Source organism: Klebsiella sp. WOUb02, from assembly GCF_050058015.1.
Taxonomy (GTDB): domain Bacteria; phylum Pseudomonadota; class Gammaproteobacteria; order Enterobacterales; family Enterobacteriaceae; genus Klebsiella.
Genome location: NZ_CP170110.1, coordinates 1,853,212 through 1,874,558, shown reverse-complemented (window position 1 = coordinate 1,874,558; position 21,347 = coordinate 1,853,212). Strand labels below are relative to the sequence as shown.

Here is a 21,347-nt window from a genome sequence, read left to right as displayed (position 1 = left end):
CAACTGCTGCAAAACTCGGTGAATCCAAAACCCTCCGCCGAACCTCTCTCCCATAAAGATATGATGAACCTCAAGCGCCTTGTCTGGCACATGTCAAACGGTATGAAGCAAGGTGATGCCTGGAATCAGGGAATGTGGTACTGCCTGCGCTCCGTTACCGGCAGACCTTCACCGCAGCCGTATTCAGTCGAAGACCTGCCAGCCCTTGGCGATGAATGCCGCAGGCTGCTGAAAATCACCACGACATATAACACAGCGATCTACAACTTCGAGAAAGACGTTATCCGCCTTGCCGTGAGAAAACGCGGCGATATTGAGCCGCTGATACAGCAAATGCAGGAGCAGTTGCTGGAGCTGAGTGAGCGCGAACGCAACGGCATGCTGATGCTGCATAAGGTTTACGAAAATGACATCATTGCGCTGGTTAACCGTAACTGACGTTCCTTTCGGGCAGTTGTCCCGATAGTGATATATAATCCCCTCTACATCAGAGGGGATTTTCATATGTCGAAATACAACATTGCAGCCCAAAGCCCGGAAGAACAGGAAAAAATCAACGTTGATCTTGCTGCTTCGGCCGTAGCGTACAAAGAGCGTCTCAATATCCCTGTTGTTGCTGAAATAGTGGCGAGAGAGCAGCCTGCGCATCTGCGTGAGTATTTCATGGAAAGAGTGCGATTTTACCGGGAGCAAAGCATTGAACTTCCAAAAGCCTCCGATCCTCGCTACATCGAAATGGCAGAACAAAATACCAAAAAATAGGCTATGCGCGTTTTGATTTTTAAAGGCTACCTGTTCATAATACCAGTGTCAGCCTGAGCAACTGACACGATTACCGGCGCCAAGTGGGGACACATGGCGCAAACACTGCAATTTGAGAAAAGTTATCAAAACGTACTGATTCCGGCAGAGCCTGGAACCAGCGAATACCTGCAACTTATCCCCGTAGGGCAATTGCTTTGCGGTGAGTTCCGCAAGCCCCGGAATTACGCATTCCACAAAAAGCTCTTCAGGCTTCTGACCCTCGGATATCACTACTGGACTCCTTCTGGTGGACTCATTGAGCCGGCAGAGCGCACCCTCATATCCGGGTTTATTGACTTCCTCTCATCAGACTTCGACCAACGCGCTGCGCTCCAGAATGCCGCAGAGATGTATCTATCATCGGTCGGCATTTCTCGATCTCGCGATATGGCATTGCTGAAGCATTTCGAATCTTTCCGCGAATGGGCCACCATTCAGGCGGGATTTTACGAAGAGTACCAGATGCCTGACGGTAGCCGTCGTCGTGTCGCAAAGTCGATCTCCTTCGCCAGCATGGATGACAGCCAGTTTAACGGCGTCTACAAATCAGTGCTGAATGTGCTCTGGAATTACATTCTGCGCCGCAAATTCCACTCGCCAGCCTGAGGCTGAAAATGCCGCCAGTCAGCTGCTGAGCTTCGCGGGATGACTGTGCGTAAAACATACCGAAGCAAAAAATGGCTCGCCGCCGTCTCCCAGATAGAGCAGTGCGTATTGTGCGGGGCATGGGGCGTTCAGGTTGCTCATCGTAATGAGTCCAAAGGCATGGGGCTAAAAACCGATGACTGCGCCACAGCGGCCATCTGTGTCCATTGCCACACCGAAATCGATAACGGCAGACACCTGACCCTTGATGAACGCCGCCAGCTGATGGACCGCGCGATTGTCCTTACGGTTATTCAGATCGCCCGCCGTGGTCTGGTGGTGCCGGCATGAACCCGGAATTTATCGGACATATCCGCCAGCGCTGGCAAATGCTCCGCCTGTTCCGGCCGGGCGGCACTGTGCTGGTGGATTACCGCATTTTGAAAAACTTTGTTCGCAGGCATCAGGTGCCGGGAGAGAAGGCATGAAACTGGAATCGTCACTCAAACATTTCAGCCCCCAGGGTATGCAGAGTAGCGACAGCGCGGGAGATAACAACAATGCGTGATATGCAAAAGGTTCTCGATATGTGGGGCGCATGGGCGGAAAGCGACTCATGCAATATTAATTATTCTTCCATTGCGGCAGGTTTTAAAGGGTTGCTTCCACAAACCAGCAGAACGCGGATCATGTGTACTGACGACGACGGACTGATTATCGAAGGCTGCATGGCGCGTCTGTTAAAAAAATGTCCGTATGATTACCACTTGTTGGTCGGGCATTACATTCTCCGGTTCTCTAAACGGCAGATGGCTAAGCACAGGAAGAAAAGCGAGAAGCAGATACGCATAGAGATGCTGCTTGCTGAAGGGTTTATCGAGGGATGTTTGTCGATGCTGGATGTTCGGCTTGAAATGGACGCAGTAGTGAGCATTCAAAATAGTCAAAAAAGCGCTAGTGCGGTCCGCATTTTTTAGTATAACGTGTTAAGAGTGGTCACTTCGACACACAGCTTAACCATCGAAACCCTGCCACTCGGAGGGTTTTTTTGTGTTTCTGGAGGTTTGTATGAATCAACCTGGCCAACCCAGCTACTCGCTTTTCCCCGGGATCGATAGCGACAACCTCAAAACGTTTGTCCTTGAAGTCGACAGCTATCGAACTGAAGACGCGCTGTTTGCGCTTGAGAAGGCGATACTACAGATTAAGTTAGCGCAGCGTCATTTTTTGCCAGAACGATCTTCGGATGGAGTGCGCGCTACCTGCCATGTTATTCGTTAATTTTTTCCCCGATAGTGGCAGGGAGGGGAATCAATATTTCCCAAAATGGCTTGTAGTCATCGTGCATTACTTCAGTCCTTCCTGACCAGTAAAGATCGGCTCTGAACTCCATTTCAATTGGCGGGCAGTTGGAGTTAAGCAACTTCATATCAGCGCGGTGATATCCGATTTCTGAATAAACTTCAAAAATATCGATATCAATTCCGCATTGTGTTTGCCCTCTGAAGTAGGCGGTCTCTCTGACTGTCTCACATCCGAACATGGACAGGAACCGGGAGGGTTTATCTGGATAATGTGCTCGACGATACAGTTCAAAAATAATCTCACACTGCGCTGAGGCATTATTAAAAACACGGGTACTGGCATCCAGTGCGAAGATTTTTCCGTGTCTGCTTACTCCTGTGTTAAATCTCTGCTGGATAAAATCCTGCATGGGAATGATGGGAAATTCTGCATTTTCCAGGTTTATTTGCATTCCTGTTCGGAAGCTGCGCAGTCTGTCCAGCGAATAAAAAATGCTCATATCTATCCTTTTGATGTGGTTACTTTTGGCGATTTAACGATATCAGATACGGAAAAACGCCGCCACGGAGCGGCAACCATTTACAGGCTGCGCATTCGCGTGGCCTTTTTCATTTCCGGAAGATGCCGCTCAGTGGTGGGCGAACCGGTTTGAACCCGGTGGTGCTGGTAACGGTAGGGGTTCGACTCCTCCATCTTCCGCCAGGCACGGGCATGAGCATTAACGCTTAAATAAGTCCTGATAGGTGCCAGATTGATCAGCTGGCCGTCAGCTCCACGAAACGGAGCGCACAACAGGTAAGAGCATTGGAGTGTCCAGTCAGACGCTGGCAATTAGCAAGGGCGGTGCCGCCTGCCAGTGCTCTTTCCGTTGTGGTGAATGCGCAGGCTGATGCGCGAAATATAACCATGCACTTTCAAGGTGAGTTACTATGCCAATTCGACATAACAGGGGGTGGAGAAAGGCTATGGGCATCACTTACGCAGAAATCAAAAAGAAACGTGAAGATGTTGAAGCGGCGCAAATCGAAAGGTCAAACATTGTTTATTCGGAAGCTGAGCAACTGGTTGAGCAGTATAGAAAATCCCTTGGCCTTGAGCGGGAGTCGTGGACAGATATCAAGGGCGTAGCTTCTCCTTATGTCTCGACAGGATACGTTATTGGCGAGGATTTCAGAAAGTCCAGATTAATGGAGATCGAACTTGAACGAGATTACGGGTTTGATTTTGCAATATCGACAGTAACGGATGATTCTCCGCGTGGCGGTAGCTACTCCGTGGTGAACATTGACCTACGCCTTTATGACGCCAGAGGAACCATTAAGGTTGTGGTCAACGATGACAGAACCTTTCTTGTGGAAGAAAAAGAAAACAAATACGCAGACGTCTGCGAAGAGATAAAATTACAGGTTCTTTCTTCACTCAACGACCCGGCTCTGGCACTCACAGAGCATTTCAATACCTTCACACCCAATTAAAATAAACAAATCACTCCAAAGCCGCTTAATTGCGGCTTTACTATTTCAGGCTCACGGGAATCATCTACGACGTGCTTTGTTGATAAATCCAGCCCGTGAAGTCTGACCCCTTTCAAACACAGCGCCATCCGTAACCACGGAGGTGAGGCTTATGCCAATGCCCTATAAAAATGATTTTCTCGCCGCTCTGCTTGCCTCGCGTGAGCAGGGTATAGGTGCAATGCTGGCGTTCGTAATGGCGTACCTCCGGGGCCGCTATAACGGCGGCGCGTTCGTCAAAACATTAACCGATGCACTGATGTGCGCAATGATTGCCTGGTTCGTGCGTGACCTGCTCGATTTTATGGGGCTGAGTCCGAATCTGGCTTACATCGCCAGCGTGTTCATTGGCTACCTTGGCACGGATTCCATTAGCAGCCTGATAAAGAAATTCACCGCCAGAAAGGCAGGAGTTGATGATGCAAGTCAGTGAGAACGGTGTTGCGCTGATTAAGCGCTTTGAAGGTTGCCGCCTGACGGCCTATCCGGACCCCGGAACCGGCGGCGCCCCGTGGACGATTGGCTTCGGCTGGACGGGTAGTGTGAATGGCAGGCCGGTCAGACCGGGAATGACCATTGACCAGAGCACCGCAGACCGGCTGCTGAAAACCGGGCTGGTCAGTTTTGAGAATGACGTGCTGAAGATGGTCAGGGTGAAGCTTAACCAGAATCAGTTCGATGCGCTGGTCTCGTTTGCCTACAACGTGGGTTCGCGGGCGTTATCCACCTCGACCCTGCTGAAAAAGCTGAATGCCGGAGATTACACCGGTGCGGCAGACCAGTTCCTACGCTGGAACAAAGCGGGCGGAAAAGTGCTGAAGGGGCTGACCCGTCGGCGTGAGGCAGAGCGGGAGTTATTTTTATCATGAAAATACAGCTGGTGGACGACTGGAAAGGGTGCTGGAAATGGTTTTCCTCGTGGGCACTGACGCTGGCAGGGATTATTCCGGTGGTGTGGGTGGAGCTGCCCGATGACCTGAAAGCCTCAGTCCCGCCCGGCGCCATGAGCGCCATAACGGCGGTGGTGGCAGGATGTGGTCTGCTAGGGCGTCTGGTACAGCAGGGTAAGCCGCAATGACAGACTGAAGCCATTCTGGCGCTGGTGAAAAAGTTCTGGCTGCTGGTGTTGGTTATCCTGCTGATTGCTGCACTGGCTATCGCTGCCAGTCACTACAAAGACAAGGCTAAGAACGAAGCAAGGCGAGCCGATGATGCAGAGCAGCAGGTAACCAGCGCTCAGACCATCACCGCAAACGTCCTGACCACCATGTCTATTTTCAACTCCATCGCCGAGGCTAATCAGCATGCAAAAGAGCAGATCGCACTGGACGCATCGGGAACCTCGGCTGACATCCGGGCTGCTGTTGCGAATGATGATTGCACTAATCGCCCTGTGCCTGCTGGCGCAGTTAAGCGGCTGCAGCAATACGCGAACGGTTTACGTCAAAGTGCCCGCAGTGGCGTTACCGGCCAGCCTGACAGCTGAAACCCCGCAGCCAGAAATACCTGACAATCTGACGTGGGGGCAAAGCCTGGATTTAAACGTCAGCCTGCTATCGGCGCTGGGGCAGTGCAACCGGGATAAAGCCGATATCCGACAAGCTGAGAATGAAAGGGCAGCACAGACCATTAACCCCACTAAGGGATAAATAACTCCATATCCCCGCGTAGGGATAAACTCAATAAGCAGCCCGCAATAGCGTTTTTTTTACTACCAGAAGAAGAAGGAAATACCATGTTTACAGTTAAGACCATCATTAACGGTGTGACCCACATCTGCGAGCAGCCGAGCGTAACAATTGCTCGTGCGGGATGTGAACAATTCAAAGACATTCTCGCCAGAACCAATGACCATTCAAACCCTGACTTCGCCATCTGGCTGCCGGCTGCTTACCGGGACCTTGAGTGCAAAGATGTGCTGCAGAAGGAGGAGTTGATCGTCAGTGAGCGCTTAGACGTTCTTGATGAGGATGCTCTAGCCATTCTGGTTGAGGATTTCGAAAGCCCGAACTATCCCAAGCGAGTTGCGTTTGATGGTTTACGATACCAGTTCATCTATCCGGGCGATCAGGTATACGTGATGAATAGCCACGGCTCAACTATTGAAACCGTGAAATAGGGCATTAACAGCATCTAAAACGGAGGGCTAATGTCCTATTACATCTGGAATGGCTTACTTCTCATTATTTGCATAGCCCTCCCGGTCATTTTAATGATCGCTTCAAATGGCGCACAACCGACGTTTATGTCTTGCCGGGAAATGCGTGCACGATACGGAACCCCCAAAAAGAAACCAGCAGACCGCTAAATAGCGGTTTTTGATTGCGCCTCGTACACGCATATCTAACGATATCTTTCAGTAGTGAGCCTGGGGCATTCCGCTTTATCGGGCGGTCTTCCCGTACGACAGGCTCACGCCTAAAAGGAAATGAACATGCGTTTAGTAAAATACTGGCACGTTAAGTTATTTCAGCTCAGCCATATATCTTCTTTGGCATTATCATGGGGAGCATCACGTGGTGGTTTCCCAGGGGGCCCGTTAACAAAGCTGCTTGCAGAAGGATATTCACTCATTGAGCCACAACGGCTTTTAAGGCGTAACGAATTCATTTCGTTGTTTACTTCCCCCAATTCTGATGATCGCGAGTTTTGCCAGTTTCGCATTGACGATATTCACTCAATGCTCGCAACGCCGGTCTATGAAGAAGATGAGCCTGCAAAGAATAAAGGTTGTCATTGCCTGCTGACGGCGGGGCTTGATACCCAGAAAGATCGGGTTGTCGGAATTGTTGGTGGTTGTCAGGAAGGTCATGAGCCCGTGTTTCAGACTGCGCTTAGCGGTACACTGATAAATCCCGAGTGGATAAACACAGCACAGCCCTCACTAAAAGACCTGCTTTATAAATCCATGTCACAGGGTGATATCAGTACAGGCAAAGGCGAGAGCCTGGCTAATTTCGTTTTTAACTCCTTTACCGCTATGGATAACAACCTCAATAACGTGGCTGATTTTATCAACATGGCCAACAGGCTTTCTGAGAAATCATCCGACCTGAAACGCAGGATGAAGAATTTATATGAAATCATCATTGCAGACCAATCTCACCATACTTGCGCTCATGATGGTGATATACCGCGCTCGCCCACTGCGGTGGCGTTGGACAGGCTAAGTGACGTATCGGATGACCTGAGCAGCATTGATGGGATGCTGAGTGACATTGAGGCTAAAGTTCCAACTCATATGGACTGGGACGAGATTCTGGGGCAGCGTAAGCGGGAAATTTAAAAAAAAGGGGTAAGTTTAACTTACACCAGGAGGGAATCGCATGGCTACGCTTAAGGATTTATCCCGACAGCTTCAGCAGTTGCAGAAGCAAATACCGTTTGCGATGGCGCAGGCTATGACAAGCGTCGCGCGGGAAATTGCCGCAGCGCAAAAAGTCGCACTGGGCCGAAAGCTGGAGTCGCCGACGTCGTTCACAGTTAATGCTGTGGGCTCATCGGGGGCCAGAAAGAACAACCTCCGCGCGAAAGTTTATGTACGTGATATCGCCGCTGAGTACCTGGAGCCCTTCGAGTTTGGCGGCGATCATAAGCTGAACAGTCAGGCGCTGCTCAACCCGAAGAACATCAAGCTGAACAAGTACGGCAATATGCCACGGAATAAGCTTTCGCAGTTGAAAGCGAAGCCGAATGTGTTCGTCGGTGAGGTGAATGGCGTCGATGCTGTCTGGCAACGCCGGAAGCCAAAGAAGGCGAAGAAGAAACGGGCAAAACGTTCAGCGAACGGTACGCGCAGGCCGAAGCCGAAACAGCGCTCTCCTAAACTGCTGGTCAGGTTTGGTGATGCGTTGCCCGTAGCTCCAGTGCTGGGCTACATGGACCGCTCACGCGCTATGGCAGAAGCATTGATGCCTGGTGCGCTGAGCCGTGCCATCGCAGATGCGATCAGGACTGCAAAATAAGCGAGGTGATGAAATGTCGAAACAAAGGAAAAAGAAAACCACAGAATCTGCAAATTCTGCGGTTGGATGTAAGCTCAATTCAGAGTGGTTGAATAGAGTACAGAGCGAACTAATGAATTTACTGATTAATGCAGGACGTTCTTGATCATCTCTTCAATATTCTTCTGGTGCTCCGCTGCGGGTGAGTCAATACCTGATGCAATCTGGTTCAATACCAAAGCGACGGTTTCCCGGTTATTTACGTTCTCCTGCAGCGCTTCTGCCATTTGCCGAAATGAATCGGCTACCAGGCCCTTTGAGATACCTGCCTGTTCTGCAAACAAAAGCGACAGATGCACTGTTGCGGCTTGCTGTGCGTTAAACATAGCTATGATGTTTTCAAGTTGTTCTTTGGTCATTGCAATTTCCTTTTAATGAGGCGCCTCACCTGATCGTGGTGCGCCTCTTGAAAATACCTGACCCGATGAGTGCTTTCATCACCACCTGCAAAAAATGGGTCCTTCCTGAGACTTTTGTAAGGCACGGGCATTGCGCGCCGCAGTGTTTTCCTAGCTACAGGTTTTCAAATTTGGGTAACAGGTAACAGTTACATTTTGTTTCAATATCTGGTTTGTCGCTGTTTATAAATAACTTTATCGAAAAATAATCTGTTACCTGCGGTGTTACCTTTCTTCCTGGGTAACAGATTTGGGTAACAGATTCAGGTAACACAGAGGTAACAATGAATCAGTCAGATTTTGCCAGGCTCCACGGCGTCAGTCGTAAAACTGTCACGATGTGGAAAAGCAGGGGGTGGCTGATCATGTCCGGCGATGATATCGATGTTAGTGCCTCTAATGCCCAGCTTGAAAAATACAGAAAAACAATTAACCGCACGGGTAGAAGGCAAGATTGTAGAAAGCCGTAAATACCAGACTGATACCTTTAAACCTGCCTATATCAAAGATTTGCGTGCGCCAGACCTTCGCAAACCCATTCGCCGTCAGATTGGTGAACGCATTGGTGGTGAATTTACTGCCGGTGAGCGTGAAATGCTCAACCTGCAGTTCGAAATGGCAGACCAGATCGACATGATTCAACGTCGTCTGGAGTGGATGGCCTCCAGCGCGCTGGTATCTGGTACGGTAACTGTCGCCGGTGAAGGATATGAAACCAAAGTTGTTAACTTTGGGCGATCTTCAGATTTGACGATTACTTTGAGCGGCGCTGATAAATGGCCTCAGTCTGTCGCTGCCGGAGCAACGAATACCCAGCCCTCTGATGATATTGAAGAGTGGCAGACTCTCATCCTGAAGAATTCGGGTGCAGTGCCAAGTGACCTTGTTTTCACTAACAAATCATGGCGGGCATTCCGTCTGGATACCACCATCAAAGATAACGCCATCACTTTCCCGGCGCTGAGTCCGTTTGGTAACCAGGTTAATGCTGGCGCTCAGGTGAATAAAGGTGCGGTCTATAAAGGACGCTGGGGTAACTTTGATCTCTGGTTGTATAACGACTGGTACATTGACCCGCTGGATAATGTTGAAAAACCCATGATCCCGGATGGCGCTGTCATTATGAGCGGCGCCGACCTGATGGGGACCCGCGCCTTTGGTGTAATTCTGGATCCGGAGTTCAACTATGGCCCGCTGGCGTACGCCCCCAAGTCCTGGGTTGAAAAGAATCCAGCACAACGCCTCATCCTGATGCAGTCCTCCCCGCTGGTTATTCCAAGCCGGGTAAACGCGTCCCTTTGCGCAACGGTGGTGTGATATGGCGAAAGAAGCTAAATCAGTGCTGGTGGATGACCTGAATGCGGGGGGCGCTGGCGTAGAAGACCTTAACGCTGAGGATCTGAACGCGGGAGAAGGCACTCAGGACAACCAGCAGCATAGCGATACAAACGCTGATGGTTCATCTGGTGATGATGGCGCTGGGGATGATTCAGCCGAAGCTGTTGCGGAGCCTGAATTTGTGGTTCTGAAGGGAAACAGCATTCGTCATAACGGTGAAGTTTATCGCGAAAACATGCGTATCCCGGTAACAGGAACGGATGCCGATCGCCTGCTGGCAGTCGGCGTGATTGCTGATGTTCAGGTGCTGCGCCAGCGCGTGCTTTCTGCAGCGCCAGCCGTAAGCGTCACGACGGAGTAATCACTATGGGCGTGGACTGGGATTTACACCTTTTGAGTCCGCTACATGGCGTCTTCGGCGATGAACACGAGTACCGTCCCAAAGACGGTGCTGCTCCTTTCACGATTAACGGCATTTTTGACCGTGGGTATGCCCAGGCTGCTGAAAACCTCGACGGGGATTCAGTGATCAATACCTCCAGTCCGATGCTCGGTGTACGTGATGCCGAGTTCCGCAAACTGGGGAAACCTCAGCCTGAGGTCTCGGACCGCGTGTTTATTAAGACCGTCGGCGGCCACGTCATTAATCAGTTATTCGTGGTGTCCAATGTCGAGCCTGACAGTCATGGCGGATCCCGCCTTGTTCTCAATGTGGTGAAAGCACGATGAATGCATCAGCTATTCGCAAAATGGTGGTGACGGCGTTGTCCGGTCACACCGATGCCGGCGACCGCGTTTATTCGCCGCGGGACTGGCCAACATCGGCAGCGCTCTATCCGGCACTGCTGGTTCAGACCCCGTTTGATCATAAAAAGGCGCAGGGGCGGAATACGCCGGCATTTACTACGGTGACCACCGTTCGCATCACTGGCCGCGTCCAGGAGTATGACGGGGAAACCGATGATGACGGCGCCATGCGGGCCGAGGAGGCGCTGGAGGACCTGCGCGAGCAGGTAGAAAGGGCGGTCATCAACAGCTACGAGCTCACCCGTAAAATCCAGAAGTACGCGGAAATCCGTTCGACGATTAACGTTGACGGCGAGGGTGAAGCGCATCTGGGCCAGCTGCTGTTCGAAATTGATATCGAACACTATCAGGGCCCGGAAGACTTCTATCCGATCGACCCGCCACCGCTGGAGGGGATTGATATCACCGTCAGAATGCCGGATGGCACACCGCGGACGGGCGTCAGTATTAACCTGCAGGAGTGATCCATGTTTGTAAAACCAAAAGACGGGCTTAGCGTTCGCTGCCCTGTCCGGGGAGAAGCCTTGCCCGCAGAAGGCGCTGAGGTGCCGGACAATACGTTCTGGCGACGTCGGCTGAAGGATGGCGATGTCAGCCTGGTGCTGGGAAAAGGTGTGAAGAGCACCGCTAAAAAAGAGGACGCTTAAATGACCGTTCCGTTTTCACGCGTACCCGGTAACCTCCGGACGTCGTTGTTTTATGTCGAGTTCGACAACTCTATGGCCAATACGGCGACGGCGACGCAACGAACCTTGCTGATTGGCCAGATGCTGGCCGCTGGTTCGACGCAGGCCAATATCCCCGTCAAAGTCTCCTCGCCGAATGGCGTGGGAGAGCTGACCGGTAAGGGGTCACAGCTGCATGGCATGATGACCGCCTATCAGAAAAATGACACGGCCGCTGAAATCTGGCTCCTGCCGCTGGCGGACGACTCCGGGTCAATGGTGGCCGCGAAGGGGAGTATCAAGGTTGCGTCACAGACGTCTGAGACGGGCGTAATCTCTCTCTACCTCGCCGGTACCCGTGTTCAGCTCACTGTGCTGGCAACCGATACGCCGGCGCAAATCGCGACGGCACTGGTCGCCGCTATCGCGCGCAAAACAGACCTCCCTGTTACAGCAACTGTTAAATCAGACGCGACCGATACGGTCGAACTGACGGCTAAAAATGCGGGGCTTCTGGGTAACGGGATTGATATTCGCCTCAACTATCTGGGAACGCAGGGCGGGGAATCGACGCCTGCAGGTCTCACCCTGACCATTACCTCGATGGCAGGCGGCGCCGGCGCGCCGGATTTTGTGGATGCACTCGGCAACCTGCAGGATAAAACGTTCGATTTCATCATCAACCCTTACGACGATACGGCCTCTCTTGATGCCATGAAGACGTTTCTGAACGATGCTTCCGGCCGCTGGGCGTGGGATAAACAGTTGTACGGGCATGCCTTCAGCACGACGTCGGGAACCTACGCCGAGCTGGGGACGAAAGGCGAGGCCAGAAATAACCAGCATGAAACGCTGTTGGGCGTCTATCGCTCTCCAACGCCTCGTTATATCTGGTCTGCCGCGCTGACCGGCGCCATTGCCCCGAGCCTGCGTAATGATCCGGGTCGCCCGCTGCAGAGCCTGCCGGTTTATGGCGTACTGGCGCCAGATCTGCAGGACCGCTTCGAACTGACCGAACGCAACAACCTGCTGTACAGCGGTATTTCCACGTACACCGTCGCCGACGACGGAACGGTGAACGTGGAAAACATCATCACCACCTACCAGAAAAACAGTTACGGCGATGAAGACGACAGCTATCTGCAGGTGGAAACGTTGTTCAGCCTGATGTTCGTGACCCGCTATCTCCGCACAGCGGTGACCAGCAAGTTCGGGCGCATGAAACTGGCTGCTGACGGAACCCGTTTTGCCCCCGGGCAGCCCATTGTGACGCCCAACATCATCAAAGCTGACCAGATCGCCGAATACCAGACGCTGGTGTTTAACGGTTACGCCCAGGATGCTGACGCGTTCGCGAAAAATATTATCGTTGAACAAAATGCGTCCAACCCGAACCGGGTCGATGTGCTATGGCCGGGAACGCTTATCAATCAGCTGCGTATTTTTGCGCTGCTTAACCAGTTCCGCCTGCAGGCGCAGTCAACAGATACAGGAGCATAACTCATGGCTGATACCTCAAACCGCCTGGCCGGTACCGCCTACGTCACCGTGGACGGTGTTTCAGTCATGGTGGAAGGTTCCTTTAAATACCAGCCGTCCACCGTTAACCGCTCGACGCTGACGGGTATGGATGGTGTGCATGGTTATAAGGAAAAACCGGTTGCCGGGTATATCTCAGCACGCCTGCGTGACAGCGGCGGCACCAGTGTCCGGGGTTTTAACGGGCAGACCAACGTTAACGTGATCGCCGAACTGGCGAACGGGAAAACGATTATTGGTCGCGCACTCTGGACGGTCAACGTCCAGGAAGTGGAAAGCGAAGATGCGGTGTTCGATGTTCGCTGGGAAGGCCGCGAAGTGACGGAGAATTAATCTATGGCTGAATTAGAACGTACGAAGACCATTATTCTGACCATTCCCCTGGAAGATACCGCACAAAAAATACGCTATGAGCAGCTGGAGTTGAAGGCCCCCACACTGACTCAGGTTGAGAAGTTCTACGAAAAACAGGAGTCCTCCACCTCGATTGCTGCAATGCGCTTACTGATCGCCCTGGTGACAGACGCCCGGGAAAGCATACTGGCACCGATGGACTATGTAGATTTTTGCAAATGTAAGGAGTATCTGCTCGGTTTTTTGAACTGGAAGCCCTGACCGCGTGGCAGGAGGTGGCGGCAGACGTCACCTTCTATTTCGGGTGGAGCGACGAACGGGCGTGGGGGATGACCCAAAAGCGGCTGCTCTGGTGGGTGGCGCAGGCCAAACGAATTAATAAACTGAAGTCCGGAGATCAGGACGATGAGTAATGCATTCGATTTCGAGCTGATAGCGGACGACAGGGTCAGCGCCACCATTGATGAAATCAACGAGGCCATTAAAAACCTGCTCCCTCAGCCTGGATGAGACGCAGGAAAAGCTTAACCTCGGCGGTGATGAGACGGTTGATAACCTGGATGATGTCGGCGGCCGGCTGGATAAAATGGCCCGTAGTGCACGGGATAACGTCCAGTTCATCGGAGATATCATTCCTCCACTGAAGATCGTCGGTGAGCTGGCTGGTAAAATGGCTACCTTTGGTGCAGCCGGCGTTGTCGGATTCGGCATAAAAAAGGTTGCCGACGGTTTCAGGGACGCGGCAAAAGAGGCTTACAACCTCGAAACCCATGCACAAAATACCGCTATGAGTGCTAAGGAGTTTTCTTCGCTTTCCGGGGCTTTACGCATTCTTGGTACAGACAGTGAGACAGCGGCCGCATCGATTGAGAGCGTCTTTAAATCCCTGAATGAAGCCGCTAGTGGGTCTAATGCGGGAGTTGCGGGCGCGATGGAGCAAATTGGCGCCCAGATAGTCAAAAATAAAGATGGTTCTCTTGATCTGCTGAGTACGCTTAACTCTATTTCCAGTGCCCTTCAAAACTGGAACCCATCGCAACAAAAATCCTTCGCTAATGCCGTCGGGCTAACACCTGAGATGTTGACACTGTTGCGTGAAGGCTCTAAGTATGCCGGGCTTCTGGCAAAAGCAGAAAAGTTTGGCCTAACTGTTGACCCAGAACTGAATAAACAGCTTTCAGATGTCAACGTGACCATGAGTGAACTGGGTGCCGCTTGGGATGGCTTAATCAATAAGGCGGAAAAAAAGGTTCTAAAATTTGTTATGTCTGACGGTTCCGTTAAGAACGGACTGGAGGGCGTCACTGATTTACTCACTAACGGTGATTTTACCGCATTATCCCATGCGGTTGGTTTTATAAATACTGACGAGGCTGAGAAGCTACGCCGCATTCAGGGCAATAAAGAGCTTTATAACAAACTCACTCGCCGGGAGCGCGGGGCGGTCGATGCTGGTTTTATGACCGATGCCGTGCGTAAGCGTTATGATGCAGAATACGGGGCTATTGATGCTGCGGAGCGTTTACGTAGCGACATGGAGGTGATTATGCCGAAAAAAGTACCGGGTAATAACCCCGTCCCTTACCAGCAGAACACTTCAGGCGGCCAGTATGACGACGCCTTAAATGCTGCAGGTAAAAAGCACGGCGTCGATCCGCAGCTTCTGAAGGCCATTATGATGCAGGAGTCTGGCGGAGACCCTAACATTATAAGCGACGCTGGTGCGCTTGGATTGATGCAGCTCATGCCTTTCAACCTGAAGGCATATGGAGTTACAAACTGGAGAGATCCAAACCAAAACATTGATGGAGGCGCGGGGATTTTGGCTGAAAACCTTCGAAAAGCAGGAGGCGATATCTCCCTGGCTCTTCGCTACTATCACGGTGGTTATGACAAGCGTCGATGGGGTAGTGTAAATGCTGCATATCCCGGCGCGGTCCTGGCTCGCTATCAAAGGCTTATCGAAAGCGACAATCAGGGTAGCGTCAATCAGAGTCCAACCCCAAACATCATTCAGCCTTCACCCGGGACAGGTGCCGTATCTGTGAGCGATATTACCAAATCGTTCAAGAGTGCCATGGAAGATAACAAGCTAAAACTCGAAATCACCATGGTCAATGAGAAGGGGGATCGAAAGGTTTTTGAAAGCCAGAATGGTGGGCGGATAACGCTCCCTATGAGCTATTAGTGATAGATGACAAAGTTTGCAGGGCGAGGCAAACTATCAACACCCTGGGTATTAATTAAAAGGTTGGTTGATGTGAGTGTTTATCAAGGTATCCTTGTTTTGTTGATATTGTTCATTATCTGCCTGATTATGTCTTTTGGAAAAGAAAAGGGCAGAAAACGGACCGTTGCAAGATTTATCACTGGATGTATCTTTGTGGTATTTGTCGGCGTATTCGTTTTGTTCAAAAATGAATTCTCTGAATTGGATAAATGCAAACAAAGCTACTATGGTTTTTATGTCAGTAATTCTTTGTGTTACAACACAACAAATGTGTCTCATGATTACCTAGAAGGGCATGGGGTTAATATTTCTGCAGTTATGTACTTATCAGAGCAAACAGCAGAGATAATAACGACAGAAGGTCGAACAATAATTGTTGCCAAGTCTCCTGGTGGCTTCTCAATTTCTCCGCAGCTTTAATTTCAGTAAAAATAACCATCACCACAAACCGCCACAATGTTGGCGGTTTTTTATACCTGGAGTTCAAATGCCGATTATTCAGGATGCGATTTCGTCGCTGATGGGCGGCGACGCCAGTGATGACTGGCAGAGTAAGTTGCAACCCTCCAGTTTCCGGGGTGTCCCGTTTGCCGTTGTTGCTGAGGAAGGCAGCCACGGACGCCGCCAGGCGGTGCACGAATACCCTTATCGTGACACTGCCTGGATAGAGGATATGGGGCGCGGTGTCCGGCGGATTGTTATTCGTGGCTTCCTCATTCAGGACAGCCAGATGTATGGAGGCGGTGATGTTATCACCCAGCGTCAGGCGCTCATCACCGCATGCGAGGAGAAGGGCACAGGCACGTTGATTCACCCGACGCTGGGGGAAATGACGGTGGCCATACCGGAAAACGGGCTTCGGCTTTCCGGTTCAGCAGATGCCGGCCGTGTTTTTGAATTCACGTTGATGGCGGTCGAGTCAGGGCTAAAGGTTTTTGCGGTCACTGGCAGCAGTTCGGCAGGAAAATCTGTTCGTACAAATTACCTGAAGTTGGTCAGCACCACAGTATTAAGCACCATAGCACGGATTAAAGGTGAAATCCGCAGCGTGACGCAGGCGATCAAAACCATCAAGAGCGCGATTGCTTTCTGGTCGAACATGGTGGAGAGCACCACCAATGAAGTGACGAATGTCAGCAACGTTCTCAAATCAACGTTCGGTAACCAGCGCTACGGGCGCTATAGTAAGGGGGAAGTGGGCGGCAGCTCATCAGGAGTTAACGGTAGCATCTCTGCCGATGACACCGATGATTTTGAATCACTTTCCGCGCAGGTATCTGCCAGCGCCATCATGGACCGTCAGGGGATTTTTGAAACCGTCACCGGCCTGAATAGCTCCGCCACGGTTGATGAGTTTGTGCAACGTACCGCTGACGTTATCAACGCGATCCTCAACTGCACCGGCGGTGTGAATGAGCGGATAACTGCGCTGGAAAAGCTAGCCAACGCCACCAGTTCAGAATATCAGCAGTCGTCAGCAGGCGCGGATATAGCTGAAAGCGTCAATGTCCTGATTATTGTTTTGTGCAGCGGCGCAATGGCGGCAGCGGCCGCTGAATCAAACCCGACGAGTCGCAACGAGGCGGAGCAGATAACCCGCCGGGTGTCGGATCAACTGGATGCCGCTCTGCTGGCGACAGGCGACCGCGCCGACGATGAACTCTACAGTTCATTGTTGCTGGTCAGATCGTCATTTCTCGACACCATGTCGTCGCTTTCAGCCAGTTTAAGCGAGCTCATGCAGTTCAATTCCGCGCAACCACTCCCCGCGCTGACGCTGGCTAATCGGTTATATCAGAATGTCGGGCGCGCTGATGAGCTGATTCAGGAATCAGACGTACCGCACCCGGCCTTTATGCCAGTTTCGATGAGGGTGTTACGACAATGAGTGATGATCAGGATGTAGTCACGCTGACAGTCGGTGACAAAAAAATAGAGGGCTGGGATTCAGTCCGCGTAACGCGATCTGTTGAGCGCTTCCCGTCTGATTTTAGCCTGGGCCTTCTGGACTATTACCCGGGCACCCACGAAAAGCAGCTGGTGGTAGAGGGGGCACCCTGTGAGGTTCATTTCGGTGAGGACCCTGTGATAACGGGTTATGTTGACAACTGGGAGCCCGCGATAACGAGAGCCCGGCATGAGGTACAGGCGAACGGACGCAGCAAATGTCAGGATCTGGTGGACTGTTCTGCTGAGTGGCCTAACAACGTCATCAACCGAAGTAATGCGCTGAATATCGCTTCCCGCCTGGCCTCGTGGTACGGCATCAAAGTGTCTTGCGATGTTGACGATCTGGTCGACGTGCCTCAGTTCACGATTAACTGGGGCGAATCTCCGCAGGAGATCATCGAGCGAGTATCCAGGTGGTCTGCGCTGCTCTATTACGATTTACCCGACGGAAACCTGCTGCTTACGCGCACAGGAACCCGACGGGCGGCCAGTGGTGCGGCAGAAGGCGAGAACGTCGAGCAGGCGTACTACCGAGCAGATATGTCGGAACGATTCTCTGACTATGTTGGAGTCTCGATGAGCGTGTCGCCGATCGCCGGATTTTCTCCGGATACGGCCTATGACTCGGTAACGCTGGCCACCGCCCGTGATCCTGAAGCGGCCGGTATGCGATACCGCAAACGCATCGTTATCGTTGAAAGCACGCTAATGGCGTCGAAGCAGGCGCAGCGTGCCATCGACTGGGAGATGAACCGCCGTTATGGCCGTTCGAAGCAGTTAAGCGTCACGGTAGACAGCTGGCGGGATAAGGCCGGGAAGCTGTGGGAGCCTAATACGTTGATCCCCGTGAATCTCCCCACGCTCAGGTTACCGGACACTGAATTGCTGATAGCCGAAGTCACGTTTATGCGGGACAGCGATGGTACGCATGCCCGGTTAACGCTGATGCCACCAGAGGCGTTTGCGGTGCAACCCTATGCGTTTTACCAGCAGATAGCAGGATTCAGCCAATGAACCAGTTTCGACATATTGCAAACCGTATAGCCAGCATGCTGGGCGTGGGGCGAATTACCGCAATGAATGATTCCGGAGCAACCCAGTCAGTGCAGTATCAGACTCCGCTTGAAGTTGCCAGCGCACACCGACTGGCCGAATTTGGCTTTTCTTCCGGACTGCCTGCCGGCACAGATGTTGTGCTGGCGTTCCTGGGCGGTGATCGTTCGAGCCCGGTGGTTATCGCGACGAACCATCAGGGGTTTCGCCATGCCGACCTTCAGCCGGGGGAGACGGTTATTTATAACCAGTGGGGGCTGTACGTCCATTTGACGGAGAACGGTATCAGCATTGATGCGAAAGGCCAGGACGTCAACGTCAATAACGCAAAGAATCTGTCAGCTACCGCGACAGAACAGGTGAAACTCATTACGCCTAAATTACTGGTTACTGGTGATGTTATTGATAACTGTGAAACCAACGACAAAACGCTGAAACAGCTGCGGGACGCATATAACGAGCACGACCACGAAGTGAAAGGGGTTGAACAAGGTAACGACGACGTAACCAGCGAGAAACCGGGGGATCAGGTATGAGTGATATTTCATCATTCTGGAATGTCGATGCGCTTCATGCTGACTGGCGTACCGATCCCGGCGCGCTGGAAACCGGTAACGACCTGCAAACTGCAATCATCCTCAGTCTGTTCACAGATCGCCTTGCCCGCCGGGACGACGCTTATGACGGTAGTGATCGCCGCGGTTGGTGGGGAGACTCAGACGCCGATAAGCTACTGGGTAGCCGGCTGTGGTTACTGCGTCGAGAAAAACTGACGACCAATGTTGCCATACGGGCGGAAGAGTACGCAAAAGAGGCGCTTGACTGGCTGAAAGGCGATGGTGTCGTCAGTGATATCAGTTGCACAACGCAGATTGTCATGCCGAACAGGCTCAACCTGATTATTCGTTATCTGCCGCCGGATGGAGACTGGCAGGAGAGCGCATTTTTCTGGATCTGGGAGCAAATAAACAATGCCGTTTAAACGAAAAACGCTGAGTGAGCTGCGCGAAGAAAACCGGCAGTTTATGCAGGCAGAACTAAAAAATGTTGGTGCCTTGCTTCGCTTCGGAAACCTGAAGGTTCTGGCTGATATGGATGCCGGTATGGCCCACCTGCACTATGCCTACCTGGATTATATTGCGCTTCAGACAAACCCTTTTACGGCAACGGATGAATGGTTGGCGGGCTGGATGGCGCTGAAGCAGACATACCGCAAAGCCGCCACAGCTTCACAGTCGTCGGTGGAGGCCACAGGAACCTCGGGGGCGAGACTTCCTGCAGGAACGGTTCTTAATCGGTCTGATGGATATCAGTATGTTACTGACTCCGAGCTGATTATTGGTGCAGGCAAAAAAGGTACGACAACGATCACTGCCATTTTGCCTGACCTGACTGATGACTCAACTGGTGGTGGAAGTAATGGCAACGCTGATGCAGGCACAATCCTCACTCTTGATGCGAATGTATCCGGCGTAGACAACTCACTAACGTTGGTTGACCCGGCAACCGGTGGTGCTGACATAGAAAGTGTTGAGGACTTCAGGCAGCGCGGGCTGCTGGCGTACCAAAATCCACCACAAGGGGGGAGTGACGCCGATTATAAAAAATGGGCGCTGGCAGTCTCAGGCGTGACCCGTGCATGGATAAAACGCCGGGGAATGGGGATGGGGAGTGTTGTTATTTACATTATGTGTGATGGCAATGATACGACAAATAACGGATTTCCCACAGGGACCGATGGTATTTCTTCTCTGGAAGACTGGGGCGTGATAAAAGCGACAGGAGACCAGGGGAGGGTGGCGGATTATATTTATCCGCTCCAGGCGGATACTGCGATCATCTATGTTTGTTCACCAATAAAAAAAATAGTCGATCTCACTATTTCAGGAATTCCTGATGCCAGCAGCGAAACTATACAGGCAATAACAGATGCTATCAATTTACTGTTTTTTGATAACGGCAATCCGGATGGATCAGGGAAGATTTATTTATCCGATGTTAATGGCGCGCTGAGCCAGGTAGAAGGTTCAACCGGATATGTACTTGAATCTCCTACACAGAATATTGTTCTGGATACGGGGGAATTGCCATTACTGGGTGAGGTTAACTTTACATGAGCCTGTACTCCGTAGACGATTATACGCGCGCATTAAGTGCATTGTTGCCAGCCGGTCTCGCATGGTCACGTGATGTTAAAAGTACTCAGCATGCGACACTCAGGGCGCTGGGAGGTTCATTCGCTCGTTCTGACACCGATTCGCAGGCGCTGCTGAGTAGTGGCTTCCCCTCAACTGCATTGATGATGCTTTCTGAGTGGGAAAATACGCTTGGCCTTCCCGATGATTGCGCCATTGGTGAGATTGGAAGTATCAGCGAACGGCAGCGGGCCATTGTTTCAAAGCTTATCAGTACCGGCGGTCTGAATCGGGCTTATTACATCACTGTGGCTGCCGCGCTGGGCTATGAAATCACCATAAACCAGTTCCGGCCTGCGATGTGCGGGATGTCTGTCTGTGATGAGCCGATAAATGGTGAGGAATGGCCGTTTACCTGGCAGATTAACGTTCCTGATTCATCGGTAAGATATTCATATGCGGGCACTACCTTTTGCGGTGATGCGCTGGCGTCATGGGGGGACAAGCAATTTGAGTGCTCGATAACGAAAATAGCACCGTCTCATATTAATATTATTTTCGCGTATGGATTGGATGCTGAGCTGAATACTCCGGAATATCGCATGATATTTGATATTGCCATGAACAGAGAGTGGCCTGAACATCATGTTTTCTGATTAACTTCAC

The 21,347-nt window shown here is 51.6% G+C and carries 32 protein-coding genes, 1 tRNA gene and 2 pseudogenes; 33 read left to right on the top strand and 2 right to left on the bottom strand.

What is annotated here, in order from left to right:
• The first annotated feature begins 18 nt into the window (after positions 1–18).
• From ABOC21_RS16025 to ABOC21_RS15995, 7 genes and pseudogenes are all read left to right on the top strand, one after another.
• On the top strand, positions 19–438 hold the full coding sequence (locus tag ABOC21_RS16025; protein ID WP_426815260.1) for a hypothetical protein: 420 nt from the start codon (positions 19–21) through the stop codon (positions 436–438).
• Between the two features lie 66 nt (positions 439–504).
• A complete protein-coding gene (locus ABOC21_RS16020; RefSeq protein WP_426815259.1) occupies positions 505–762 on the top strand; it encodes a DNA polymerase III subunit theta in 258 nt (85 codons plus the stop codon).
• 93 nt (positions 763–855) lie between these two features.
• Positions 856–1,453 (top strand): annotated as a pseudogene (locus ABOC21_RS16015) (DUF1367 family protein).
• A gap of 2 nt (positions 1,454–1,455) precedes the next feature.
• Positions 1,456–1,740, top strand: a complete 285-nt coding sequence (locus ABOC21_RS16010; protein ID WP_426815258.1) for a hypothetical protein — start codon at positions 1,456–1,458, stop codon at positions 1,738–1,740.
• Complete coding sequence (locus ABOC21_RS16005) at positions 1,737–1,877, top strand: YlcG family protein (RefSeq protein ID WP_426815257.1); 141 nt, start codon at positions 1,737–1,739, stop codon at positions 1,875–1,877. Before ABOC21_RS16010 ends, ABOC21_RS16005 begins: the two co-directional genes overlap by 4 nt.
• A 72-nt stretch (positions 1,878–1,949) precedes the next feature.
• Positions 1,950–2,366 carry an antiterminator Q family protein gene (locus ABOC21_RS16000; RefSeq protein WP_426815256.1) on the top strand — a complete coding sequence of 139 codons (417 nt, stop codon included), beginning with the start codon at positions 1,950–1,952 and terminating at the stop codon, positions 2,364–2,366.
• Between the two features lie 91 nt (positions 2,367–2,457).
• A complete protein-coding gene (locus ABOC21_RS15995) occupies positions 2,458–2,670 on the top strand; it encodes a hypothetical protein (RefSeq protein WP_426815255.1) in 213 nt (70 codons plus the stop codon).
• Here ABOC21_RS15995 and ABOC21_RS15990 read toward each other — a convergent pair.
• Positions 2,660–3,193: a hypothetical protein gene (locus ABOC21_RS15990; RefSeq protein ID WP_426815254.1), complete on the bottom strand. Its 534-nt coding sequence runs from the start codon at positions 3,191–3,193 to the stop codon at positions 2,660–2,662. The genes ABOC21_RS15995 and ABOC21_RS15990 overlap by 11 nt on opposite strands.
• 117 nt (positions 3,194–3,310) lie before the next feature.
• Here ABOC21_RS15990 and ABOC21_RS15985 point away from each other — a divergent pair.
• The 9 genes from ABOC21_RS15985 (at position 3,311) to ABOC21_RS15945 (ending at position 8,173) form a co-directional block, all read left to right on the top strand.
• Positions 3,311–3,396 (top strand) — tRNA-Ser (locus tag ABOC21_RS15985).
• Positions 3,397–3,659: 263 nt separating this feature from the next.
• Positions 3,660–4,169, top strand: a complete 510-nt coding sequence (locus ABOC21_RS15980) for a hypothetical protein (RefSeq protein ID WP_426815253.1) — start codon at positions 3,660–3,662, stop codon at positions 4,167–4,169.
• Positions 4,170–4,320: 151 nt separating this feature from the next.
• Positions 4,321–4,641, top strand: a complete 321-nt coding sequence (locus ABOC21_RS15975) for a phage holin, lambda family (RefSeq protein WP_426815252.1) — start codon at positions 4,321–4,323, stop codon at positions 4,639–4,641.
• Complete coding sequence (locus tag ABOC21_RS15970; protein WP_426815251.1) at positions 4,625–5,077, top strand: lysozyme; 453 nt, start codon at positions 4,625–4,627, stop codon at positions 5,075–5,077. Before ABOC21_RS15975 ends, ABOC21_RS15970 begins: the two co-directional genes overlap by 17 nt.
• Positions 5,074–5,286, top strand: coding sequence for a hypothetical protein (locus ABOC21_RS15965; RefSeq protein WP_426815250.1), 213 nt, complete (start codon positions 5,074–5,076; stop codon positions 5,284–5,286). The genes ABOC21_RS15970 and ABOC21_RS15965 overlap by 4 nt, the downstream gene beginning before the upstream one ends.
• A gap of 226 nt (positions 5,287–5,512) precedes the next feature.
• Entirely contained in the window at positions 5,513–5,857 is a 345-nt protein-coding gene (lysC, locus tag ABOC21_RS15960; protein WP_426815249.1) for an Rz1-like lysis system protein LysC, read from the top strand.
• An 86-nt stretch (positions 5,858–5,943) separates the two neighbouring features.
• Complete coding sequence (locus tag ABOC21_RS15955; protein ID WP_426815248.1) at positions 5,944–6,327, top strand: hypothetical protein; 384 nt, start codon at positions 5,944–5,946, stop codon at positions 6,325–6,327.
• A 315-nt stretch (positions 6,328–6,642) separates the two neighbouring features.
• Positions 6,643–7,494, top strand: a complete 852-nt coding sequence (locus tag ABOC21_RS15950; RefSeq protein WP_426815247.1) for a hypothetical protein — start codon at positions 6,643–6,645, stop codon at positions 7,492–7,494.
• Between the two features lie 40 nt (positions 7,495–7,534).
• On the top strand, positions 7,535–8,173 hold the full coding sequence (locus ABOC21_RS15945) for a hypothetical protein (RefSeq protein WP_426815246.1): 639 nt from the start codon (positions 7,535–7,537) through the stop codon (positions 8,171–8,173).
• A gap of 125 nt (positions 8,174–8,298) precedes the next feature.
• On the opposite strand, the gene ABOC21_RS15940 is transcribed toward ABOC21_RS15945, so the two are convergent.
• The gene (locus tag ABOC21_RS15940) at positions 8,299–8,571 is read right to left on the bottom strand and encodes a hypothetical protein (RefSeq protein ID WP_426815245.1); all 273 of its coding nucleotides are present in this window, start codon (positions 8,569–8,571) and stop codon (positions 8,299–8,301) included.
• Between the two features lie 480 nt (positions 8,572–9,051).
• Here ABOC21_RS15940 and ABOC21_RS15935 point away from each other — a divergent pair.
• The 17 genes and pseudogenes from ABOC21_RS15935 to ABOC21_RS15855 form a co-directional block, all read left to right on the top strand.
• A pseudogene (locus ABOC21_RS15935) lies at positions 9,052–9,927 on the top strand (major capsid protein); the annotation flags it as partial.
• 1 nt (position 9,928) lies between these two features.
• On the top strand, positions 9,929–10,309 hold the full coding sequence (locus ABOC21_RS15930; RefSeq protein WP_426815244.1) for a hypothetical protein: 381 nt from the start codon (positions 9,929–9,931) through the stop codon (positions 10,307–10,309).
• Between the two features lie 5 nt (positions 10,310–10,314).
• On the top strand, positions 10,315–10,677 hold the full coding sequence (locus ABOC21_RS15925; protein ID WP_426815243.1) for a head-tail joining protein: 363 nt from the start codon (positions 10,315–10,317) through the stop codon (positions 10,675–10,677).
• Positions 10,674–11,219 (top strand): ATP-binding protein, encoded by a 546-nt coding sequence (locus tag ABOC21_RS15920; RefSeq protein WP_426815242.1) that lies wholly within the window; start codon positions 10,674–10,676, stop codon positions 11,217–11,219. The genes ABOC21_RS15925 and ABOC21_RS15920 overlap by 4 nt, the downstream gene beginning before the upstream one ends.
• Positions 11,220–11,222: 3 nt before the next feature.
• Entirely contained in the window at positions 11,223–11,402 is a 180-nt protein-coding gene (locus tag ABOC21_RS15915) for a DUF2635 domain-containing protein (RefSeq protein WP_426815241.1), read from the top strand.
• A complete protein-coding gene (locus ABOC21_RS15910) occupies positions 11,403–12,920 on the top strand; it encodes a phage tail sheath subtilisin-like domain-containing protein (RefSeq protein WP_426815240.1) in 1,518 nt (505 codons plus the stop codon).
• A 3-nt stretch (positions 12,921–12,923) separates the two neighbouring features.
• Complete coding sequence (locus ABOC21_RS15905; RefSeq protein WP_200519123.1) at positions 12,924–13,292, top strand: phage tail tube protein; 369 nt, start codon at positions 12,924–12,926, stop codon at positions 13,290–13,292.
• A gap of 3 nt (positions 13,293–13,295) precedes the next feature.
• A complete protein-coding gene (locus ABOC21_RS15900; protein WP_426815239.1) occupies positions 13,296–13,574 on the top strand; it encodes a phage tail assembly protein in 279 nt (92 codons plus the stop codon).
• Positions 13,575–13,588: 14 nt separating this feature from the next.
• Positions 13,589–13,726, top strand: a complete 138-nt coding sequence (locus tag ABOC21_RS15895; protein ID WP_168377448.1) for a hypothetical protein — start codon at positions 13,589–13,591, stop codon at positions 13,724–13,726.
• A gap of 50 nt (positions 13,727–13,776) precedes the next feature.
• The gene (locus tag ABOC21_RS15890; RefSeq protein ID WP_426815238.1) at positions 13,777–15,501 is read left to right on the top strand and encodes a transglycosylase SLT domain-containing protein; all 1,725 of its coding nucleotides are present in this window, start codon (positions 13,777–13,779) and stop codon (positions 15,499–15,501) included.
• A gap of 6 nt (positions 15,502–15,507) precedes the next feature.
• Entirely contained in the window at positions 15,508–15,963 is a 456-nt protein-coding gene (locus tag ABOC21_RS15885; protein WP_426815237.1) for a hypothetical protein, read from the top strand.
• A 67-nt stretch (positions 15,964–16,030) separates the two neighbouring features.
• Positions 16,031–17,431 carry a DNA circularization protein gene (locus tag ABOC21_RS15880; protein ID WP_426815236.1) on the top strand — a complete coding sequence of 467 codons (1,401 nt, stop codon included), beginning with the start codon at positions 16,031–16,033 and terminating at the stop codon, positions 17,429–17,431.
• The gene (locus tag ABOC21_RS15875; RefSeq protein WP_426815235.1) at positions 17,428–18,507 is read left to right on the top strand and encodes a phage baseplate assembly protein; all 1,080 of its coding nucleotides are present in this window, start codon (positions 17,428–17,430) and stop codon (positions 18,505–18,507) included. Before ABOC21_RS15880 ends, ABOC21_RS15875 begins: the two co-directional genes overlap by 4 nt.
• On the top strand, positions 18,504–19,082 hold the full coding sequence (locus ABOC21_RS15870) for a phage baseplate assembly protein domain-containing protein (RefSeq protein WP_426815234.1): 579 nt from the start codon (positions 18,504–18,506) through the stop codon (positions 19,080–19,082). The genes ABOC21_RS15875 and ABOC21_RS15870 overlap by 4 nt, the downstream gene beginning before the upstream one ends.
• Positions 19,079–19,528, top strand: a complete 450-nt coding sequence (locus ABOC21_RS15865; RefSeq protein WP_426815233.1) for a phage GP46 family protein — start codon at positions 19,079–19,081, stop codon at positions 19,526–19,528. The genes ABOC21_RS15870 and ABOC21_RS15865 overlap by 4 nt, the downstream gene beginning before the upstream one ends.
• Positions 19,518–20,663 (top strand): baseplate J/gp47 family protein, encoded by a 1,146-nt coding sequence (locus ABOC21_RS15860; RefSeq protein ID WP_426815232.1) that lies wholly within the window; start codon positions 19,518–19,520, stop codon positions 20,661–20,663. Before ABOC21_RS15865 ends, ABOC21_RS15860 begins: the two co-directional genes overlap by 11 nt.
• Positions 20,660–21,337 (top strand): YmfQ family protein, encoded by a 678-nt coding sequence (locus tag ABOC21_RS15855; protein ID WP_426815231.1) that lies wholly within the window; start codon positions 20,660–20,662, stop codon positions 21,335–21,337. The genes ABOC21_RS15860 and ABOC21_RS15855 overlap by 4 nt, the downstream gene beginning before the upstream one ends.
• Positions 21,338–21,347 lie beyond the last annotated feature (10 nt).

What these genes read in the sequence shown, in the direction of transcription:
- ABOC21_RS15890 (WP_426815238.1), top strand. Translation starts at nt 13,777, where the DNA reads ATGAAATCAACGAGGCCATTAAAAACCTGCTCCCTCAGCCTGGATGAG.
- ABOC21_RS15905 (WP_200519123.1), top strand. Translation starts at nt 12,924, where the DNA reads ATGGCTGATACCTCAAACCGCCTGGCCGGTACCGCCTACGTCACCGTG.
- ABOC21_RS15870 (WP_426815234.1), top strand. Translation starts at nt 18,504, where the DNA reads ATGAACCAGTTTCGACATATTGCAAACCGTATAGCCAGCATGCTGGGC.
- ABOC21_RS15995 (WP_426815255.1), top strand. Translation starts at nt 2,458, where the DNA reads ATGAATCAACCTGGCCAACCCAGCTACTCGCTTTTCCCCGGGATCGAT.
- ABOC21_RS15880 (WP_426815236.1), top strand. Translation starts at nt 16,031, where the DNA reads ATGCCGATTATTCAGGATGCGATTTCGTCGCTGATGGGCGGCGACGCC.
- ABOC21_RS15945 (WP_426815246.1), top strand. Translation starts at nt 7,535, where the DNA reads ATGGCTACGCTTAAGGATTTATCCCGACAGCTTCAGCAGTTGCAGAAG.
- ABOC21_RS15930 (WP_426815244.1), top strand. Translation starts at nt 9,929, where the DNA reads ATGGCGAAAGAAGCTAAATCAGTGCTGGTGGATGACCTGAATGCGGGG.
- ABOC21_RS16005 (WP_426815257.1), top strand. Translation starts at nt 1,737, where the DNA reads ATGAACCCGGAATTTATCGGACATATCCGCCAGCGCTGGCAAATGCTC.
- ABOC21_RS15915 (WP_426815241.1), top strand. Translation starts at nt 11,223, where the DNA reads ATGTTTGTAAAACCAAAAGACGGGCTTAGCGTTCGCTGCCCTGTCCGG.
- ABOC21_RS15990 (WP_426815254.1), bottom strand. Translation starts at nt 3,193, where the DNA reads ATGAGCATTTTTTATTCGCTGGACAGACTGCGCAGCTTCCGAACAGGA.
- ABOC21_RS15920 (WP_426815242.1), top strand. Translation starts at nt 10,674, where the DNA reads ATGAATGCATCAGCTATTCGCAAAATGGTGGTGACGGCGTTGTCCGGT.
- ABOC21_RS15975 (WP_426815252.1), top strand. Translation starts at nt 4,321, where the DNA reads ATGCCAATGCCCTATAAAAATGATTTTCTCGCCGCTCTGCTTGCCTCG.
- ABOC21_RS16020 (WP_426815259.1), top strand. Translation starts at nt 505, where the DNA reads ATGTCGAAATACAACATTGCAGCCCAAAGCCCGGAAGAACAGGAAAAA.
- ABOC21_RS15860 (WP_426815232.1), top strand. Translation starts at nt 19,518, where the DNA reads ATGCCGTTTAAACGAAAAACGCTGAGTGAGCTGCGCGAAGAAAACCGG.
- ABOC21_RS15925 (WP_426815243.1), top strand. Translation starts at nt 10,315, where the DNA reads ATGGGCGTGGACTGGGATTTACACCTTTTGAGTCCGCTACATGGCGTC.
- ABOC21_RS16000 (WP_426815256.1), top strand. Translation starts at nt 1,950, where the DNA reads ATGCGTGATATGCAAAAGGTTCTCGATATGTGGGGCGCATGGGCGGAA.
- ABOC21_RS15965 (WP_426815250.1), top strand. Translation starts at nt 5,074, where the DNA reads ATGAAAATACAGCTGGTGGACGACTGGAAAGGGTGCTGGAAATGGTTT.
- ABOC21_RS15875 (WP_426815235.1), top strand. Translation starts at nt 17,428, where the DNA reads ATGAGTGATGATCAGGATGTAGTCACGCTGACAGTCGGTGACAAAAAA.
- ABOC21_RS15855 (WP_426815231.1), top strand. Translation starts at nt 20,660, where the DNA reads ATGAGCCTGTACTCCGTAGACGATTATACGCGCGCATTAAGTGCATTG.
- ABOC21_RS15910 (WP_426815240.1), top strand. Translation starts at nt 11,403, where the DNA reads ATGACCGTTCCGTTTTCACGCGTACCCGGTAACCTCCGGACGTCGTTG.
- ABOC21_RS15970 (WP_426815251.1), top strand. Translation starts at nt 4,625, where the DNA reads ATGATGCAAGTCAGTGAGAACGGTGTTGCGCTGATTAAGCGCTTTGAA.
- ABOC21_RS15885 (WP_426815237.1), top strand. Translation starts at nt 15,508, where the DNA reads ATGACAAAGTTTGCAGGGCGAGGCAAACTATCAACACCCTGGGTATTA.
- ABOC21_RS15940 (WP_426815245.1), bottom strand. Translation starts at nt 8,571, where the DNA reads ATGACCAAAGAACAACTTGAAAACATCATAGCTATGTTTAACGCACAG.
- ABOC21_RS15980 (WP_426815253.1), top strand. Translation starts at nt 3,660, where the DNA reads ATGGGCATCACTTACGCAGAAATCAAAAAGAAACGTGAAGATGTTGAA.
- ABOC21_RS15865 (WP_426815233.1), top strand. Translation starts at nt 19,079, where the DNA reads ATGAGTGATATTTCATCATTCTGGAATGTCGATGCGCTTCATGCTGAC.
- ABOC21_RS15950 (WP_426815247.1), top strand. Translation starts at nt 6,643, where the DNA reads ATGCGTTTAGTAAAATACTGGCACGTTAAGTTATTTCAGCTCAGCCAT.
- ABOC21_RS15955 (WP_426815248.1), top strand. Translation starts at nt 5,944, where the DNA reads ATGTTTACAGTTAAGACCATCATTAACGGTGTGACCCACATCTGCGAG.
- lysC (WP_426815249.1), top strand. Translation starts at nt 5,513, where the DNA reads ATGCAAAAGAGCAGATCGCACTGGACGCATCGGGAACCTCGGCTGACA.
- ABOC21_RS15900 (WP_426815239.1), top strand. Translation starts at nt 13,296, where the DNA reads ATGGCTGAATTAGAACGTACGAAGACCATTATTCTGACCATTCCCCTG.